A 17,234-nucleotide genomic window follows, 5' to 3' on the forward strand; every position below is an offset into this window, starting at 1 on the left:
TGGATCAGGCGGCGACGGCAGCCTCTGCCAGCGCCGCCTTCACGGCCGCGAGCGCCTCGGCGCCCTTGGCTCCGTCCGGACCGCCGCCCTGCGCCATGTCCGGACGGCCGCCGCCGCCCTGGCCGCCGAGCACCGCGACGGCGACCTTCACCAGGTCCACCGCGCTCACCCCGATCCCGTCGGAAACGCCGACCGCGACCGAGGCGCGGCCCTCGTTGACCGCGACCAGCGCGACCACGCCGCCGCCGATCCGCGCCTTGGCTTCGTCGACTGCGCCGCGCAGCGCCTTGGCTTCCAGCCCGTCGAGCACCTGGCCGACGAAATTGATGCCGTTCACCTGCTCCGGACCCGCCGGCGCCGCACCGGCACCGCCGCCGAGCGCCAGCGCCTTCTTGGCCTCCGCCAGTTCGCGCTCGAGCTTGCGGCGCTCCTCGACCAGCGCCGCAACGCGTGCAGGCACGTCGTCGGGTGCGGTCTTGAGCGCAGCCGCCGCCTCGCGCAGCCGCTCGTCGCGGGCATTGAGCCACAGCCGGGCGCCTTCGCCGGTCAGCGCCTCGATACGGCGCACGCCCGAGGAGACGGCGCTTTCGGAGACGATCTTGAAGATCGCGATGTCGCCCGTCGCATTGACGTGCGTACCGCCGCACAGCTCGACCGAATAGGACGCATCCTCGCCCAGCCCCATCGAGAGCACGCGGACCTCGTCGCCATACTTTTCGCCGAACAGCGCCATCGCGCCAGCGGCGATCGCGTCGTCCGGGGTCATCAGCCGCGTCTCGACCGTGCCGTTGTGGCGGATCTGCGCGTTCACATCGGCCTCGACCAGCGCGATCTGCTCGGGCGTCAGCGCCGAGGGGTGCGAGAAGTCGAAGCGCAGCCGCTCGGGCGCCACCAGGCTGCCCTTCTGGCTGACATGGGTGCCGAGCCGCTTGCGCAGCGCCGCGTGCAGCAAATGCGTCGCCGAGTGATTGGCGCGGACCTGGTCGCGATGCTCGACATCGACCGACAGGTGCACGGCGTCACCGACCGCGACTTCGCCGCTCTCGATCTTGGCGTGGTGCGCGTGGAGGCGGCCGAGCGGCTTGGAGGTATCATCCACGAGCGCACGCAGCTTGTCGTTGCCGATCACGCCGACATCGCCCATCTGGCCGCCGCTCTCGCCATAGAAGGGCGTCTGGTTGGTGAGGATGGTCACCGTGTCGCCGGCAACCGCCTTCTCCACCCGCGCGCCGTCCTTCACCAGCGCGACCACCTGGCCTTCGCCCTCGGTGCTGACATAGCCGGTGAACTCCGTCCCGCCGAGCTCGTCGGCGAGGTCGTACCACAGCTCTTCCGACGCCTTATCGCCCGAGCCCTTCCAGGCTGCGCGGGCGGCGCGCTTCTGCTCGGCCATCGCCGCATCGAAGCCGGCGCGATCGACGCCGATCTCGTGGGCGCGCAGCGCGTCCTCGGTCAGGTCATAGGGGAAGCCGAAGGTGTCGTAGAGCTTGAACGCGGTCGCGCCGGGCAGCGTGTCGCCGGCCTTCAGCCCCACCGTCGCCTCGTCAAGCAGGCGCAGGCCGTTGGCGAGCGTCTGGCGAAAGCGGGTTTCCTCCTGCAGCAGCGTCGCTTCGATCAGCGGCTGCGCGCGGACCAGCTCGGGATAGGCCGCGCCCATTTCGGCGACCAGCGACGGCACCAGCCGGTGCATCAGCGGATCCTTGGCGCCGAGCAGGTGCGCATGGCGCATCGCGCGGCGCATGATGCGGCGAAGCACATAGCCGCGGCCCTCGTTCGCCGGCAGCACGCCGTCCGCGACGAGGAAGCCCGACGAGCGCAGGTGATCGGCGATCACGCGGTGGCTGGCGACCTGCTCGCCGCTAGCCGAGGTGCCGGTCAGCGCGGCGGACTGGTCGATCAGCGCCTTGAACGTGTCGATGTCGTAATTGTTGTGGACGCCCTGGAGCACGGCGGCGATGCGCTCCAGCCCCATGCCGGTGTCGATGCTCGGCCGCGGCAGGTCGCCGATGATCTCGTCATTTTCCTGCACGAACTGCATGAAGACGAGGTTCCAGATCTCGACGAAGCGGTCGCCATCCTCCTCGGGCGAGCCCGGGGGGCCGCCATAGATGTGCTCGCCGTGATCGTAGAAGATTTCCGAGCAGGGGCCGCAGGGGCCGTCCGAGCCCATCGCCCAGAAATTGTCCTTGGTCGGGATGCGGATGATCTTGTGGTCGGGCAGGCCCGCGATCTTCTTCCACAGGTCGAACGCCTGATCGTCGGTGTGGTACACCGTGATGGTCAGCTTCTCGGCCGGGATACCCCATTCCTTGGTGAGGAGCGTCCAGGCATGGGTGATCGCCTGCTCCTTGAAATAGTCGCCGAACGAGAAATTCCCGAGCATTTCGAAGAAGGTGTGGTGCCGGGCGGTATAGCCGACATTGTCGAGATCGTTATGCTTGCCGCCCGCGCGCACGCACTTCTGGCTGCTGGTCGCGGTGCTGTACGGGCGCGATTCCAGGCCGGTGAACACGTTCTTGAACGGCACCATGCCCGCATTCACGAACATCAGCGTGGGATCGTTGTGCGGCACCAGCGGCGCGCTGGGGACGCGGGCATGGCCCTGGCCCTCGAAATAGTCGAGAAACGAGCGGCGGATATCATTGGTCGACGTCATGAGGCCGACTTAGGGGCGTGCGGGCTTTCGCTCAAGCGAAACACGTCGATCAGCATGATCGTTCCGCATTCACATCGGCCAGGCCCGCGCGCGGCGCGGATCAGCCCATCGGTTGATCGATCGAGACCGGCGGCGCACTGAACCATTTCGGCCCTGCCTCGGTCATATGGAAGCAATCCTCCAGCCGCACGCCGAAGCTGCCGGGGAGGTAGATGCCGGGCTCGTTGGAGAAGCACATGCCGGGCGCGAGCGGCGTCTTCTCGCCGCGCACGAGGTTGACCGGCTCGTGCCCGTCCAGGCCGATGCCATGGCCGGTGCGGTGCGACAGGCCGGGCAGCTTATAGTCCGGCCCATAGCCCAGCGAGGCATAATAGCCGCGCACCGCATCGTCGACGCTGCCCGCCGGCGCGCCGAGCTTCGCGGCGGCGAAGGCCACCTGCTGGCCCTTCGCCACCGTGTCCCACACCTTGCGCTGCTCGGCTGTTGGCGTCCCATGGACGAAGGTACGCGAGACGTCGGACTGGTAGCCCATTACGTTGCAGCCGCAGTCCATCAGCACGATCGCGCCGTCGCTCACCGGCGAGGGCGTCTTGGTGCCGTGGGGATAGGCCGCGCCCTCGCCCACCAGCACCATGCTGAACTCGGGGTCGCCGCCGAGCTTGCGCGTCGCCGCATCCATCAGCGCGGAGACGTCACGCTGGCGCATGCCCTTGTCGACCCGCGCATAGACAAAGCGATAGGCGGCGATGGTGATATCGGTTGCGAGCTGCATCAGCGCCAGTTCGGCCGGGCTCTTGATCATCCGGCAGCCGCGCACGACCGGATTTGCCGAGGTGACGCGCAGCCCGTTCTTCTGCAGCCCGTCGACCGCGAAGAAGCGCACCGTCTCCTCGATGCCGACCGGTCTTCCGGGAAGCTTGCGGTCCTTGAGGAAGCCGGCGACGATCTTGAGCGGATCCTCATCCTCCTGCCACACGCGCACCTCGGCCGGGATCGCCAGCGTCTCGCGGGTCCGCGGTTCTTCGAAGAAGGGGGTGACGATGCAGGGCTCGCCCTCCGCGGGCAGGATCGCGGCGGTCAGCCGCTCGCTGCGGCCCCAGCGGACGCCGGTGAAATAGACCAGGCTCGCCCCCGGCTCGATCAGCACCGCGCCGATGCCGTTAGCCTTCATCAGCGCCTGGGCCCTGGCGAGCCGCGCGCGCCGCTCCTCCGGGCCGATCGGGCGGGCATTGCCGGTCATGTCCTGCAGCTGGGCAAGGTCGGGCTCGGCCGCGCGGACGATCCCCGGCAGCCCCAGTAACGGCAGCGCCGCCATGCTCCCGATCAGGTTCCGCCGCGTCGTTGCCCAAGCCGTCATCTCACGCCCTCGCTCTTGTATTGTCGATCGCGTAGGACGAAGCGGGCTCGGTCGGCAAGGTTTTCGCGCCGGGATCGAGGATATGGATATCAGACGTATCGTCGCCATCGTGCCGCTGTTGTTGCTGCTGGGTCCCAAGCTCCCGCCGGTATCGCCGCGGCCGCCGGTTGGGCCGGCCCCCGCCTGGTGCGACCCGCAATCTGCCCGCGAATCCTCGCGCGATGCGCCTCCCCCGGCCCGGCGCCCGATGCCACGGTAAGACCCGCATCGCGCCCCCGGGCTTGACCCGAGCGCAACAATCCCCTTCCCTCCCGCGACGATTCTTCAGGGAGCATATGTGGGTAAACGACTAACCTGGTTCATCCTGGCGGCGCTGCTGCTGGGCGGGCTGATCGGCTGGGGCCTTAACCTCGGCTATGGCGGTACGCCGGCGGGCAAGGCGACGCTGCAGTCGATCGCCTATGGCCTCGACATCCCTACCCAGATGTTCCTCCATCTGATCAAGATGATCATCGCGCCCTTGGTGGTTTCCACCCTGGTCGTCGGCATCGCCCATATGGGCGGCGGCGGCGCCATCGGGCGTGTCGGGCTGAAGGCGTTTTTCTGGTTCGTCTGCGCGAGCCTGGTGTCGCTCACGCTCGGCCTGATCCTGGTGAACCTGCTCCAGCCGGGCACCGGCCTGCATCTGCCGCTGCCGCCCGCCAACGCCTCCAGCGGCGTGGACCGGACCGCCTTCGATGCGGCCAAGTTCTTCACCCATATCGTGCCGACCAGCGCCATCGATGCGATGGCCAGCAACGACATCCTCCAACTGGTGATCTTCTCGCTGTTCTTCGGTGTCGGCATGGCGGCGGTGGGCGACAAGGCCAAGCCGCTGCTGCGCGGGCTCGAGGCGCTTGTCTCGGTGATGCTGACGGTCACCGGCTATGTGATGCTGTTTGCGCCGGTCGCGGTGTTCTGCGCGGTCGCGCGGACGCTGGCCACCCAGGGGCTGGGCGTGGTGGGTGACCTCGCCTTCTTCATGGGCAGCTTCTATATCGGCCTCGCCGCGCTGTGGGCGGTGCTGCTCGGCGCCTGCTTCCTGGTGATCGGGCCGCGTACCGGCCTGCTGTTCCGCTATCTGCGCGATCCGATCCTGCTCGGCTTCTCGACGGCGTCCTCGGAAGCAGCCTATCCGCGCACGCTGGATGCGCTCGACCGGTTCGGCGTGCCGCCGCGCATCGCCAGCTTCGTGCTGCCGCTCGGCTATTCGTTCAATCTCGACGGCTCGATGATGTACATGACCTTCGCATCGATCTTCATCGCGCAGGCGTACGGCATCCACCTCGACTGGGCGACGATGATCCAGATGCTGCTGATCCTGATGGTCACCAGCAAGGGCATCGCCGGGGTGCCGCGCGCCAGCCTGGTGGTGATCACCGGCACGCTGGCCCACTTCAACATCCCCGAGGCGGGCGTGCTGCTTATCCTGGCGGTCGACCATTTCCTCGACATGGGCCGCACCGCGACCAATGTCGTCGGCAACGCGGTGGCGGCGGCGGTGGTGGCGCGCTGGGAAGGCAAGCTCGACGAACCGGACGAGGCCGAACCGGCAGTACGGCCCCTGCCCGCCGGGGGGCCGCACGATGCCGACAAGTTCGAGGACTACGCCGGGAGCTGAGCGCTCCCGGGCACGTCACGCATAGGCATAGGGCCCGCCTGCCTTCAGCGCGCGCTGATAGGCTGGGCGGGCATGGATCTTCTCGAGGAACGCGGCGATATGCGGGCGACCATCGAGGATGCCGGCGCGCTTGACGGCGGCCTCCATGGGGAAGCTCATCATCACGTCGGCCGCGGTAAAGGTCTCGCCGGCGAACCAGGGGCGCTGCGCCAACTCTCCTTCGACATAGTCGAAATGCACTTCGGCCATCGGCCGGAACTTCTTGAGCCCCATCTTGCCGAAGAACGGCACGCGGGCGAGCACCAGCATCACCAGCAGCGGTGGCATCAGCGAGCCCTCCGCATAATGCAGGAAGTGGCGATAGCGCAGCGCATCCTCGCGGTTCGCGGGCGCGCCTAGCTTTCCGTCGGCCTTGTCGACCAGATATTGCAGGATCGCGCCGGTTTCGGCGACCACGGTGCCGCCGTCCTCGATCACGGGCGACTTGCCGAGCGGGTGCACCTTCTTCAGCTCGGGCGGGGCGAGCATGGTCGCCTTGTTCCGCTCGTAGCGCTTCACTTCATAGGGAAGCCCGAGTTCCTCGAGCAGCCAGAGCACGCGCTGCGAACGGGAATTTTCGAGATGGTGGACGATGATCGTCAAGTCGGCCCCTCCGGTCGGCGCGGCGTTGGTCGCCGCTTGCTGCACTGGCCTGCAGCTTGCGCGACGCCGGAGCGCTGCGCAAGCTGCAGGGATGCCGATCAAGCGAGCGTGCGCACCTTGGGTTCGCGGTTCCAGTAACGCTGCTTGGCCGCCTCGACGAAGCCTGCGAGATCGGTGATGCCCTCGTCGGGCTCCACGCCCGCCTTGTCGAGCAGCGGCTGGGCGGCGGCGTTGGCACCGATCGCCTTGAGGTGCCCGAACGCATCCATCACCCACTGCACCGCGGCGCCTTCCTTGACGAGCTTGGCAGCGCCTTCGTCAGACAGGATGACCGCGCAGGCGTCGACCGTCACCGAGGGCTGGCCGAACAGCTGGGCATCGGCGGCGATCTTCGACCCGTCCGACAGCGGGACCTTGCCCACCTTGGGCGCGATCGTCATGGCGTTGCCGCCCGCGGCCTTGATAGCGTCCTTGAGCGTCGTCAGAGCACCCGCATCGGTGCCGTCTGCGATCAGGATGCCGACGGTGCGGCCCTCCAGCGTGTGGATCTCTCGCGGGCCGCGGATGATCCGCAGCGCCGGCGACGGGTCCATGTCGAGCACCGGCGCGGCGGTGGGCGACGCTTCGGGCAGATCCATCGCCAGGCCATCGGCGACGCGCTGGGCCAGCGTCTCGTCGACGTTGCGCAAATTGGCCATCATCTGGGTGCGGATATGCTCGAGGCTGACCTTGGACAGCTCGAACACCAGCGCCGAGGCGATGTGCGCCTGCTCGGCCGGATCCATAGAGCGGAAGAACAGTCGCGCCTGGCTGTAGTGATCGGCGAAGCTCTCGGGACGGATGCGGAGCTTCTGGCCCTGCTCCTCTGCCGGAAAGGTCTTGTAGCCCTTCTCCGGATCCTCGCGCGCGCCGCCTTCCTCGCCCGCCTTGGCGAGGCTGTTGGGCTCGTAATTGGCGCGGCCCTTGGGCACCGCCATCTGCATATGCCCGTCGCGCTGCTGGTTCATGAAGGGGCAGCCCGCCGCCGCCGCGCGGCCCTTGGCGCTGTTGATCGGCAGCTGGTGGAAGTTGACCGAGCCCAGGCGCGACAATTGGGTATCGGTATAGCTGAACAGCCGCCCCTGGAGCAGCGGATCGTTGCTGAAGCCGATGCCGGGGACGACATGGCTCGGCACGAACGCCGCCTGCTCGGTCTCCGCGAAGAAATTGTCGGGATAGCGATCGAGCACCATCTTGCCGACGATCCGGACGGGGAGCACTTCCTCCGGGATCAGCTTGGTCGCGTCGAGCACGTCATAGGGCTGCGCATTGGCAAAGTCCTCGTCGAACAGCTGCACGCCGAGTTCCCAGGTCGGATAGTCGCCGCGCTGGATCCGCTCGAACAGGTCGCGGCGCTGGAAATCGGGGTCGGCGCCGGCGATCTTCACCGTCTCGTCCCAGATCGTCGAGGCGAGCCCGGCCTTGGGCTTCCAGTGAAACTTGACGAAAGTGCTCTTTCCTTCCGCGTTGATGAAGCGGAAGGTGTGGATGCCAAAACCCTCCATCGTCGCGAAGCTGCGCGGCAGCGTGCGGTCCGACATCGCCCACATCACCATATGGGTCGATTCGGGCATCAGGCTGATGAAGTCCCAAAAGGTGTCGTGCGCGGTCGCCGCCTGCGGGTAGCCGCGATCGGCTTCCATCTTGGCGGCGTGGATCAGGTCCGGGAACTTGATCGCGTCCTGAATGAAGAACACCGGAATGTTGTTGCCGACCAGGTCCCAATTTCCCTCACGGGTATAGAATTTGACCGCGAAGCCGCGCACGTCGCGCGGTGTGTCGACCGAACCGGCGCCGCCCGCGACGGTGGAGAAGCGGACGAACACCTCGGTACGCTGGCCCTTTTTCTGGAACAGATCAGCGACAGTGACGTCGGCGAGGCTGTCGGTCACCTCGAAATAGCCGTGCGCGGCCGAGCCGCGGGCATGGACGATGCGCTCGGGGATGCGCTCGTGATCGAAGTGGTTCATCTTCTCGCGGAAGACTTCGTCCTCGATCAGTACGGGCCCGCGCGCGCCCGCCTTCAGCTGGTTCTGGTTGTCGCTGATCGGCGTGCCGTGATTGGTGGTGAGCACCGGATGCTCGGCATCGGTCACCTGATGGGTTTCGCCACCGGCTGGGGCGTTACGGCTATTCTGATCGGTCATGGGGAGTCCTCGCAAAGCGTGCGAAGGTCCAACGAGCCGTGGATCAGGCAGTTGCGCCAGGTTTGTGATCTATGTCGATTTCGGTCGTGACGGAGGCGCCAGCCGCCGCAACGGCGACCAGCGCCCGCAACGCCGGTTCGTCGCCCGAAGCGACTGCGCCCAGGCAGACATACCGGCCGCGCCGCCCCTCGCCCCGCAGCAATCCCGCCGGATCGGGCAACCGGGCCCCCTCGGCGAAGTGGAGCAGCAGGTTAGGCGCATCGACGACCAGGCGCAGTACCACTTGGCCACTATCAGGCGACGCATAGACATACGTCCGCCCTACCCCACGCGCCGCCCCCCGCTCTACCGCCCCGGGCCATGCCGATCGCAGCAAAGCCCGGGCAGCAGCGAGGCGGACGGAGAGGTTCGCCGAGGACGCGGCATCGCACGTCCCGGCTGTCCCCGCCACCGCGGAAGGCACCCGATCAGATATCGTCGTCGGGCTCCGGCCCCGCCATCAGGCCCTCGGCGACCTGCTCGGTGCGGCCGCGGATTGCGGCTTCCAGCCGATTGCAGACCTCCGGGTTCTCGCGCAGGAAGTTCTTCGAATTCTCGCGGCCCTGGCCGATGCGGATGCTGTCATAGCTGAACCAGGCGCCCGACTTCTCGACCAGCCCCGCCTTCACGCCGAGATCGAGGATCTCGCCGATCTTCGAAATGCCCTCGCCGTACATGATGTCGAATTCGACCTGCTTGAACGGCGGCGCCACCTTGTTCTTAACCACCTTGACGCGCGTCGCGTTGCCGATGATTTCGTCGCGATCCTTGATCTGGCCGGTGCGGCGGATGTCGAGGCGGACCGAGGCGTAGAACTTCAGCGCATTGCCGCCCGTCGTCGTCTCCGGGTTGCCGTACATCACGCCGATCTTCATGCGCAGCTGGTTGATGAAGATCACCATGCAGCGCGAGCGGCTGATCGAGCCGGTCAGCTTGCGCAGGCTCTGCGACATCAGGCGCGCCTGGAGACCGACATGGCTGTCGCCCATCTCGCCCTCGATTTCGGCGCGCGGCACCAGCGCGGCAACCGAGTCGACCACCAGCACGTCGATCGCGTTCGAGCGGACCAGCGTGTCGGTGATCTCGAGCGCCTGCTCGCCGGTATCGGGCTGCGATACGATCAGTTCGTCGATGTTGACGCCCAGCTTCTTGGCATAGACCGGATCGAGCGCGTGCTCGGCGTCGACGAACGCGGCCACGCCGCCATTCTTCTGCGCCTCGGCAATCACATGCAGCGCCAGCGTCGTCTTGCCCGAGCTTTCCGGGCCATAAACTTCGATCACGCGGCCGCGCGGCAGGCCGCCGACGCCGAGCGCAATGTCAAGCCCCAGCGAGCCGGTGGAGATCGCCTCGACCTGCATCGTCTCCTTCGAGCCCAGCCGCATGGCCGAGCCCTTGCCGAAGGCGCGGTCGATCTGCGCGAGGGCGGCGTCGAGCGCCTTCTGCTTGTCCGTGGGATTGGCCATATTGCCGTCGATCACCTTGAGAGATGCTGCCATTGGGAAGCCCCGTCGCTAGAGGGTTTACGCACCGCGTTCAACCGTGTTGCACTTCTTGTATCGCATTTGTTCCGTGAGAACAAGAGGGGAACTTGACGAAGGTTGCGCACATGCGGCACGCGCGCTAGCTGCGGGGGCGTGACCTTGATCGTCGGCCATGTTTCCGCCCTTGCCCGCTTCCCGGTGAAGTCCATGGCGGGCGAGACCCTGTCGGTTGCCGAGGTGGACTGGCAGGGGATCGAGGGCGACCGTCAGTACGCCTTTGTCCGCGCGCAGAATGGCACGCGTTTTCCGTGGCTTACGGCGCGGGAGGTGCCGGGCATGGTGCTCCACCGCGCCCGCTTCACCGATCCGGCTGCACCCAAGACCAGCGCCATCGCGGTGGAAGTGCCGGATGGAGGTGTCCGCGCGCTGCACGACCCCGGCCTGCACGCGCACCTGGCGGAAGCCGCGCGCGAACCGGTGTCGCTGATCCAGGTGGCGCGCGGCGTGTACGACTCCATGCCGGTCTCGCTCCAGACCAGCGCCGGGCATCGCGCGCTGGAGACCGCGCATGGCGGCCGGATCGACCCGCGCCGCTTCCGCATCAACGTGACGATCGAAAGCGAGCTGCTGCCCGAGCAATGGCAGGGTCTGCGCCTCGCCTTTGGGGATCCGAGCGAGGACGGCGCGATTGTGCAATGCGCAGATCCGATCCAGCGCTGCGTGCTGGTCACGATCGACCCGGACACCGGCGCCAAGGACGCGACGATCCTGCGCACCGTCGCCCAGCGCTTCGCCGCCTGTTACGGGCTCTATTCGGCGCCGGCACGCCCCGGACTGATCCGCGTCGGCGACCCGGTGCGCATCCTCACCTGAAGCGGAGGGGCCGGAGCCCCTCCCCCATCCGTTACTTCCCCTGCTTGCCCGTCCACTGGTCCATCCAGCCGAGCACCTCGCCATACCATTGCAGCGAGTTCTTCGGCTTGAGCACCCAGTGGTTCTCGTCCGGGAAGACGAGCAGCTTGGACGGGATCTCGCGGCGCTGGAGCGCAGTGAAGGCGGCCAGCCCCTGGGTGTAGGGAATGCGGAAATCCTTCTCGCTGGTGATCACCAGCTGCGGGGTCTTCCAGGCGCTGACATAGTTGACCGGGTTCCAGCGCTCGAACGCGGCGGGGTCCTCGAAATAGGCCTTGCCGCCATGTTCCCACTCATCGAACCACAGCTCCTCGGTCTCGTACGCCATGGCGCGCGCGTCGAACACGCCGTCATGCTGGACGATGCACTTGAAGCGATCGGGCCACTGGCCCTCGATCCAGTTCATCATATAGCCGCCATAGGAGGCACCGAGCGCACAGGCCTTGTCGCCGTCGAGGAAGGCGAAGCGATCGGTTGCGGCGCGCAGGCCCTTCTTCAGGTCCTCGAGCGGCCCGCCGCCCCAATTGTTGCGGATCGCATCGGTGAAGGCCTGGCCATAGCCGGTCGAGCCGTGGAAATCGACCGCGACCACCGCATAGCCGGCGCCCGCGAACACCGCCGGGTTCCAGCGATAGGACCAGCTATTGCCCATGCTGCCCTGCGGCCCGCCATGGACGATGAAGGCGATCGGCGCCTTGGCCCCCGCCGCCAGCCCGGCCGGCTTGGCGACATAGCCCCAGACCGTGTCGCCATTGGCGCCGTTGAAGCTGTAGCGGGTCACCTCAGGCATCGCGATGCCGGCCAGCTTCTCGGCGTTCACCGACGTAAGCCGCGTGCTTTTCTTGCCCTTGAGCCAATAGAAATCATCCGGCGCAGTGAGGCTGTTCATCGCATAGACGAGCCCGCCTTTGGTCGGCACCACGGCGGAGACGCTGCCCTTCTCGGTCAGCCGCTCGACCTTGCCCGCCAGCGACACGGCGAAGACCGGCTCCTCCTGCACATCCTGCGCGGTGACGTAGATCGTCTTCGAGTCCGGGCTCCAAGCGATCGAGGCGACCGATCGGTCCCAGCCCGCGGTCAGCGCGCGCACGTCGCCGGTGGCGAGGTTGCGGAGCATCAGCACCTGGCGATCGGCTTCATAGCCCGGGCGCGCCATCGCGAACCAGGCGAGCCACTTCCCGTCGGGCGACGGCGTCGGCAGATTGTCCATGCCGCCATTACCCTTGGTGAGGTTCACCGGCGCCGCGGAGCCGTCCGCAGGGGCGGCGAAGATGTCGAGATTGGTCGACAGCGACTCGATCCGCCCCGCCTCGCGCAGTGCGAAGTAGATGGTCTTGCCATCGGCGCTCCAGGCGACTTCCTCGCCGCCGCCCGAGGGCTTGGAGGGCGTGTCGCCAACCAGCCCGCCTTCGATCGCGACGCCGTCGCCGGTCGCGCCCTGCGGTCCGAACGGCAGCACGAAGAGCTGCGAGCGGGTGCCGTCGGCCCATGTATCCCAGTGGCGCACGAAGAGCTGCTGGTAGACGCGGCCCGAGCCGGCGTTCGGATCCTTCTTCTCCATCGCCGGCGTCACCGTCGGCGCGCCCGGCTTGCGATCGGCCCAGACGAGCAGCTTGGAGCCGTCAGGCGAGACCTTGAAGCCGCTGAAGCCGCCCTGGATATGCGTCAGCTGGGTCGGCGTGCCGCCAGTGATCGCAACCGACCACACCGCATCCTCACCGCCCTTGTCGGACTGGAACCACACGGTCTTGCCGTCGGCGGAAATCTGCGGCGCGGTCTCGTTGACCAGCGGCTCGGCAACCAGTTTCTCGGGCTTGGCACCCTTGGCGGTGAGGTCGAGCCGCCACAGGTCATAGCGGCCCTTGTTGGCGGCAAGATCGGTCTCGCGCTGCTGCCAGACGAGCCAGCGGCCGTCGGGCGACACGGCGGGCGCCCCGACGCGGGAGAGGCCGACAACGTCCTGGATAGTGAGGTCTCGCGCCGATGCGGGCGCAGCGATGGCGGCGAGCGCGACGCTCGCGACGAGGAACTGCTTCATGCCCCCGACGATAGCCGGAAGGTAACGCCCGATACAATCGCCGGATTTGCGGTTCAGCGGGTGCCGGTGATGCGGGCGATCTCGCGCGCGACGATCTGCTCGACCAGTTGCGGCAGGTTCTGGTCCAGCCAGTCGCGCAGCATCGGCTTGAGCATCTCGCGGACCAGGCCCTCCAGCGTGTCCGATCCCGACACCTGCGGCCTGACGATCAGCCGCGACAGTGCCTCGAGCTTTTCGCGGCTGGCTTCGGCGACGCGATCGGAGAGGATCGGGTCGACCGGGGCCACCGCAGGCTGAGGCTCAGGCGCGGGCGCTTCCGCGATCGGCTCGTGCAGCTCCAACACGTCCTCGTGCGGGGGTTCGACCAGGGCCTCCTCGGGCGCGTCCTCGACCTCGGCTTCGGGCACCGCCCGCAGCGGGCGGCCGCGGGCGAACGCGCCGGGTTCGTCGTCGGCGATGATCCGTTTGATCGATGCGAGGATTTCCTCCATCGACGGCTCGCTGCTGGCAGTCCCCATCGCGTCCATCCTGGCCTTCGAGTGCGAACCCCCTCAATCAGGGATTGGGGCGGTCGCTGTCAACCGGACGCTGCAGCGTCGGGTCGAGCGGCGCGCCGATCACCTCGGCACTCTGCGCGGGCGTGGATCGGGTGCTGGTCGCCACCGGCTGGGGCGCCTTGTCGTCACGCCAGTCGTTGATGCGATTGCGCACCCGCGCATAGTTCACGCTGGGATCATAGAGCAGGCGGCTGTCGAAATTCAGGTCCTTGGCCTGGGCGCGGCCCATCGAGGCAAGCAGGCTGAACCCGGCGACATAGGCGTCGCGCTCGGCGGTGACATATTGCACCTGCGAGTTGAGCAGTTCCTGCTCGGCGTTCAGGATGTCGAGGATCGTGCGAGTGCCGACGCTGTTTTCCGCGCGCACGCCTTCGAGGCTGAGCTGGTTGGCCTGCACGGCGGTGCGTGACGATTCGATCACGCGCAGCGCCGCCTGATAGCTGGCATAGGCCGAGCGGGCCTGGGCGATCACGCCGCGCTCGGTAAGCGTCACCGTCTCGATCGCGGCGCCTTCGCGCGCTTGCGCCTGACGGACCTGCGCCGCCGGGCGGCCGCCCTGAAACAGCGGCAGCGAAACCTGCACGCCGACGGTGGCGGTGGTCGCCGTCGGGGTAAGCCCGGCGCGGCGGCCGATATCGCCGACCGAACCAAGATAATTCTGGTAGGTGCCGCCCGCGCCGAGGCTCACCTGCGGCAGGCGTCCCGCCTTTGCGACGCGGGTATCGTAACGCGACGCATCGCGGGCGAGCTGGGCGGCTTCGAGGAACGGGTTGTTTGCGAGCGCCACCTGCTCGGCCGTCTGCACGTCCTGCGGCAGATTGGGCAGTGCAGGCGGCGGCGCGAGTACGCCCGGCGGCGTGCCGACGACCTGGATATAGGTTTCGCGGCTGCCGATCAGCTGCGCCTCGGCGCTGCGCAGCTGCGACTGGGCGAGCGCGAGGCGCGCCTCGGACTGGGCGACGTCGGTGCGGGTTAGGTCGCCGACCTGGAAGCGATCGCGCGTCGCCTGGAGGTTCACTTCGAGGACGTGAACGTTTTCCTGGTTGAGACGGACGATCGATTCGTCGCGGATGACGTTGAGATAGGCGGTCACCGTCTGGGTGAAGATATCCGCCTCGGCCCCGCGCAGATTGGCGCGGCCGGCATTCACGCGGACCTCGGCGGCGCGCACCGAGTTGCGGATGCTGCCGCCGCTGTAGATGGGCTGCGACAGGTTGATGCCCAGCTGCGCCTGGCGCGACGGCGTCAGCGCCGTGGCATTGGTGTTGTACAGGCTGTCATTGACGCTGCCCGTGGCGTTGAGGCCGGGCAGCCCTTGCGAGCGTGCGATCGGAACATTCTCGTCATTGGCGCGCTGGTTGGCACGTTGCGCCTGAATGTCCGGATTGGTCGCATAGGCCTGGGCCAGCGCGTCCTGCAGCGTCGTGGTCGGCGCGGCAGTCTTGGCGCCGGGCGCAGGCACGTCCTGGCGACCGCTGGGCGCGTTCTGGGCGAACGCCGGCGCCCCGAGGGAAACGAGGCTCACACCAATGAGCAAAATGTTCAGTCGCATGAGCCCCGCTTTTAAGGTTAAAAGGTAAATTTTCTCGGTTTGTCAAAGCCTGGAAGCGTCGCCACTTCGATGTCCAGGAAGTCCGCCAGACCGAAGCCCCCCTCGGTACGGCGGCCGAGCGCCAGCCGCGTCACGCCGCGGTCGATCACGCCGGTGACGATACGGCCGCCGACCTTGACCTGGTCGATAATCGCCTGCGGCAGTTCCTCGACGGCGCCGTCGATCACGATCAGGTCATACGGCCCGCGTGCGGCCCAGCCGGCGTTGAGCGGGCCCTGGACCAGCTCGACATTGGCGGCACCGGCGAGCCCGCCGCGCGCGATCGCGACCAGCGCCGGCTCTTCCTCGAGCGCGACGACCGATGCCACCAGCGGCGAGAGCAGCGCCGCAGCATAGCCGCCGGCCGCGCCGACCAGCAGGACATGGTCGCCCGGCTGCAGTTCCGCCTCGGTCAGCAGCCGGCCCGTCGCCAGCGGCGAATCGTGGCGGCGGCCATTGCCGAGCGGCAGCAGCGTGTCGCGATAGGCGAGCGCGCGCTGCTCCGGCGGCAGGAAGACTTCGCGGGGGACTTGCGACATCGCCGTCACCACGCGAGGATCGTTCACTGCGTTGGTACGCAGCTGGCTCGCCACCATGGCGTGGCGCATCGCTTCGAAACGTGGCGCTTCGAGGGGCGCAGGGTCGACCATAAGGGCCATCATCACTCCGCTTGTCGCACAACCGTATTAGTTGTGCAATACACTTGTTGCTGTCTCAGGGCTTCTATCGCGGAGTGCGGGGCTCGCCAAGCGAGTGCGACGTTATTTTGAAACTCTGTTGACATCACCCCCACCCCGAGGGCATTTGCCGCGCCTCACCTCCGGATGGCCCGATGGCGGAATGGTGACGCAGCGGACTGCAAATCCGTATATGCCGGTTCGATTCCGGCTCGGGCCTCCAGCGGCGCTAGGCGCGCCCTTTTCCATATCACCAGATACGCGAAGGGCGCCCGCTGCCCCGTGCAGCGGACGCCCTTGCGTTGCTATTGGCCGGGATCAGCGGCCGTTGCGGCAGTCACCACCGTCGACCGCGCGGCCGGCCAGGGCGCCAGCACCCGCACCGATGATCATGCCGGTGCCGCTGCGGCGATAGGAGCTGCCGCGGCCGATCTCACCACCCAGCAGGCCACCGGCGATCGCGCCCAGGATGGTGCCGGTGGTGCCGTCGCTGCAGCGATGGCGATAGTTGCGGCCGCGATAGGCATAGCGGGCACGGTCGTCGCGATAGTCACGGGCGTCGCGATAATCGCGATAATCCCGATAATCGCCGCGATAGTCGCGGTCGTAGCGGCTATAGCCATCGCGATAGCCCCAATCCTGAGCGGCCGCCGGCGTCGCGGCGATCGAACCGGTCATCAGCGTGGCAGCCATGGTGGCGCCGATCAGAAACTTCTTCATCTCGTATCTCCTCGCGGCGGCAGCCTGTGCCGCCGTCTGAAGCCTGATTCGCACAATGCCGCTGTTCGCAGCCTGAATGCGCTCGTTAGGTAATGTTCAGCTAATCCATTGGCCCGGATCGGGACACGCTGCGCCTCACACGCGCGCGGAACCATGACACCTGGGAAACGTTCTTTCGGTCTCTTGGAGGGAACCTTCCGCATGTACGATTTCGGCATCCGCCGCGCGCTCACCGGCTATCGCATGGCCTACCGCCCGCACGAGACCAATCCCTGCCCCGGCTGCGGCCAGTCGCACTGGATGGTCGGGCGGATGACGGCCGAGTGCGCCTTCTGCGGCACCGCGCTCCCGCTCCACCACGGCGCGGTCGGCGGCAGCGCGCTCCACCCCCGCCCCGCCCATCCGCCGCTCGCGGCCTGAGCCATGACCAGCGTTTCCAACACCTCGCCGATCGAGCGAATCGCCCGCGTCATCGCCGCCGAGATGCTGAGCCCCAATGCCGAGGGTGCAGGCGAGCTCGGCCGGCCGGTGAGCGAAATCGTCGACACGATCTGGCCGCGCGAGACCGATCGGGCGATGGCGGTGCTTCGCACGCTCCGCGAGCCGACCGCGACGATGATTGAGGCCGGCCGCGCCGCCGGCGACGATCCCGCACGCATCTGGAGCGCGATGGTCAACGCTGCGATCGCCGAGGCGTCCGCGCTGGCGGACTAAC

At 67.5% G+C, this 17,234-nt stretch carries 15 protein-coding genes and 1 tRNA gene; 5 read left to right on the plus strand and 11 right to left on the minus strand.

What is annotated here, in order from left to right; translation table 11 throughout:
- Nucleotides 1-4: 4 nt before the first annotated feature.
- The gene (alaS, locus tag ABIC35_RS04970; RefSeq protein WP_121077209.1) at nucleotides 5-2,656 is read right to left on the minus strand and encodes an alanine--tRNA ligase; all 2,652 of its coding nucleotides are present in this window, start codon (nucleotides 2,654-2,656) and stop codon (nucleotides 5-7) included.
- Nucleotides 2,657-2,756: 100 nt separating this feature from the next.
- Nucleotides 2,757-4,013, minus strand: coding sequence for a M24 family metallopeptidase (locus tag ABIC35_RS04975; RefSeq protein WP_121077211.1), 1,257 nt, complete (start codon nucleotides 4,011-4,013; stop codon nucleotides 2,757-2,759).
- Between the two features lie 337 nt (nucleotides 4,014-4,350).
- On the opposite strand from ABIC35_RS04975, the gene ABIC35_RS04980 reads away from it, so the two are divergent.
- Nucleotides 4,351-5,673 carry a dicarboxylate/amino acid:cation symporter gene (locus tag ABIC35_RS04980; protein WP_121077212.1) on the plus strand — a complete coding sequence of 441 codons (1,323 nt, stop codon included), beginning with the start codon at nucleotides 4,351-4,353 and terminating at the stop codon, nucleotides 5,671-5,673.
- Nucleotides 5,674-5,688: 15 nt separating this feature from the next.
- On the opposite strand, the gene ABIC35_RS04985 is transcribed toward ABIC35_RS04980, so the two are convergent.
- The 4 genes from ABIC35_RS04985 to recA form a co-directional block, all read right to left on the minus strand.
- Nucleotides 5,689-6,315: a glutathione S-transferase family protein gene (locus tag ABIC35_RS04985; RefSeq protein ID WP_121079394.1), complete on the minus strand. Its 627-nt coding sequence runs from the start codon at nucleotides 6,313-6,315 to the stop codon at nucleotides 5,689-5,691.
- Nucleotides 6,316-6,413: 98 nt separating this feature from the next.
- On the minus strand, nucleotides 6,414-8,501 hold the full coding sequence (locus tag ABIC35_RS04990; protein ID WP_121077214.1) for a catalase: 2,088 nt from the start codon (nucleotides 8,499-8,501) through the stop codon (nucleotides 6,414-6,416).
- Between the two features lie 43 nt (nucleotides 8,502-8,544).
- A complete protein-coding gene (locus ABIC35_RS04995; protein WP_354278326.1) occupies nucleotides 8,545-8,784 on the minus strand; it encodes a hypothetical protein in 240 nt (79 codons plus the stop codon).
- 184 nt (nucleotides 8,785-8,968) lie between these two features.
- Nucleotides 8,969-10,039 (minus strand): recombinase RecA, encoded by a 1,071-nt coding sequence (gene recA, locus ABIC35_RS05000; protein WP_064312673.1) that lies wholly within the window; start codon nucleotides 10,037-10,039, stop codon nucleotides 8,969-8,971.
- Between the two features lie 138 nt (nucleotides 10,040-10,177).
- Between recA and ABIC35_RS05005 the strand changes: the two genes are divergently transcribed.
- Nucleotides 10,178-10,897, plus strand: a complete 720-nt coding sequence (locus ABIC35_RS05005) for an MOSC domain-containing protein (RefSeq protein ID WP_121077218.1) — start codon at nucleotides 10,178-10,180, stop codon at nucleotides 10,895-10,897.
- 31 nt (nucleotides 10,898-10,928) lie between these two features.
- Here the strand turns inward: ABIC35_RS05005 and ABIC35_RS05010 are convergent, their stop codons facing one another.
- From ABIC35_RS05010 to ABIC35_RS05025, 4 genes are read right to left on the minus strand one after another with little or no spacing between them, the layout of a single operon-like run.
- On the minus strand, nucleotides 10,929-12,974 hold the full coding sequence (locus ABIC35_RS05010; RefSeq protein WP_121077220.1) for a prolyl oligopeptidase family serine peptidase: 2,046 nt from the start codon (nucleotides 12,972-12,974) through the stop codon (nucleotides 10,929-10,931).
- 53 nt (nucleotides 12,975-13,027) lie between these two features.
- On the minus strand, nucleotides 13,028-13,492 hold the full coding sequence (locus tag ABIC35_RS05015) for a DUF2497 domain-containing protein (RefSeq protein WP_183049387.1): 465 nt from the start codon (nucleotides 13,490-13,492) through the stop codon (nucleotides 13,028-13,030).
- Between the two features lie 37 nt (nucleotides 13,493-13,529).
- Nucleotides 13,530-15,083, minus strand: coding sequence for a TolC family outer membrane protein (locus ABIC35_RS05020; protein WP_121077222.1), 1,554 nt, complete (start codon nucleotides 15,081-15,083; stop codon nucleotides 13,530-13,532).
- A gap of 17 nt (nucleotides 15,084-15,100) precedes the next feature.
- Nucleotides 15,101-15,784 carry a protein-L-isoaspartate O-methyltransferase family protein gene (locus tag ABIC35_RS05025; protein ID WP_354278327.1) on the minus strand — a complete coding sequence of 228 codons (684 nt, stop codon included), beginning with the start codon at nucleotides 15,782-15,784 and terminating at the stop codon, nucleotides 15,101-15,103.
- Between the two features lie 164 nt (nucleotides 15,785-15,948).
- On the opposite strand from ABIC35_RS05025, the gene ABIC35_RS05030 reads away from it, so the two are divergent.
- Nucleotides 15,949-16,022 (plus strand) — tRNA-Cys (locus ABIC35_RS05030).
- 95 nt (nucleotides 16,023-16,117) lie between these two features.
- Here the strand turns inward: ABIC35_RS05030 and ABIC35_RS05035 are convergent.
- Nucleotides 16,118-16,519, minus strand: a complete 402-nt coding sequence (locus tag ABIC35_RS05035) for a glycine zipper 2TM domain-containing protein (RefSeq protein ID WP_121077226.1) — start codon at nucleotides 16,517-16,519, stop codon at nucleotides 16,118-16,120.
- A 201-nt stretch (nucleotides 16,520-16,720) separates the two neighbouring features.
- On the opposite strand from ABIC35_RS05035, the gene ABIC35_RS05040 reads away from it, so the two are divergent.
- Complete coding sequence (locus ABIC35_RS05040; protein WP_121077228.1) at nucleotides 16,721-16,939, plus strand: hypothetical protein; 219 nt, start codon at nucleotides 16,721-16,723, stop codon at nucleotides 16,937-16,939.
- Nucleotides 16,940-16,942: 3 nt separating this feature from the next.
- Entirely contained in the window at nucleotides 16,943-17,233 is a 291-nt protein-coding gene (locus tag ABIC35_RS05045; protein WP_093295076.1) for a hypothetical protein, read from the plus strand.
- The last annotated feature ends 1 nt before the right edge of the window (nucleotide 17,234 follow it).

It is taken from the genome of Sphingomonas trueperi, assembly GCF_040545965.1.
In the GTDB taxonomy this organism is placed as follows: Bacteria; Pseudomonadota; Alphaproteobacteria; order Sphingomonadales; family Sphingomonadaceae; genus Sphingomonas; species Sphingomonas trueperi_C.

What these genes read in the sequence shown, in the direction of transcription:
- ABIC35_RS04975 (WP_121077211.1), bottom strand. Translation starts at nt 4,013, where the DNA reads ATGACGGCTTGGGCAACGACGCGGCGGAACCTGATCGGGAGCATGGCG.
- ABIC35_RS05040 (WP_121077228.1), top strand. Translation starts at nt 16,721, where the DNA reads ATGTACGATTTCGGCATCCGCCGCGCGCTCACCGGCTATCGCATGGCC.
- ABIC35_RS05020 (WP_121077222.1), bottom strand. Translation starts at nt 15,083, where the DNA reads ATGCGACTGAACATTTTGCTCATTGGTGTGAGCCTCGTTTCCCTCGGG.
- ABIC35_RS05045 (WP_093295076.1), top strand. Translation starts at nt 16,943, where the DNA reads ATGACCAGCGTTTCCAACACCTCGCCGATCGAGCGAATCGCCCGCGTC.
- ABIC35_RS04990 (WP_121077214.1), bottom strand. Translation starts at nt 8,501, where the DNA reads ATGACCGATCAGAATAGCCGTAACGCCCCAGCCGGTGGCGAAACCCAT.
- ABIC35_RS05015 (WP_183049387.1), bottom strand. Translation starts at nt 13,492, where the DNA reads ATGGGGACTGCCAGCAGCGAGCCGTCGATGGAGGAAATCCTCGCATCG.
- ABIC35_RS05010 (WP_121077220.1), bottom strand. Translation starts at nt 12,974, where the DNA reads ATGAAGCAGTTCCTCGTCGCGAGCGTCGCGCTCGCCGCCATCGCTGCG.
- ABIC35_RS05025 (WP_354278327.1), bottom strand. Translation starts at nt 15,784, where the DNA reads ATGATGGCCCTTATGGTCGACCCTGCGCCCCTCGAAGCGCCACGTTTC.
- ABIC35_RS05035 (WP_121077226.1), bottom strand. Translation starts at nt 16,519, where the DNA reads ATGAAGAAGTTTCTGATCGGCGCCACCATGGCTGCCACGCTGATGACC.
- recA (WP_064312673.1), bottom strand. Translation starts at nt 10,039, where the DNA reads ATGGCAGCATCTCTCAAGGTGATCGACGGCAATATGGCCAATCCCACG.
- alaS (WP_121077209.1), bottom strand. Translation starts at nt 2,656, where the DNA reads ATGACGTCGACCAATGATATCCGCCGCTCGTTTCTCGACTATTTCGAG.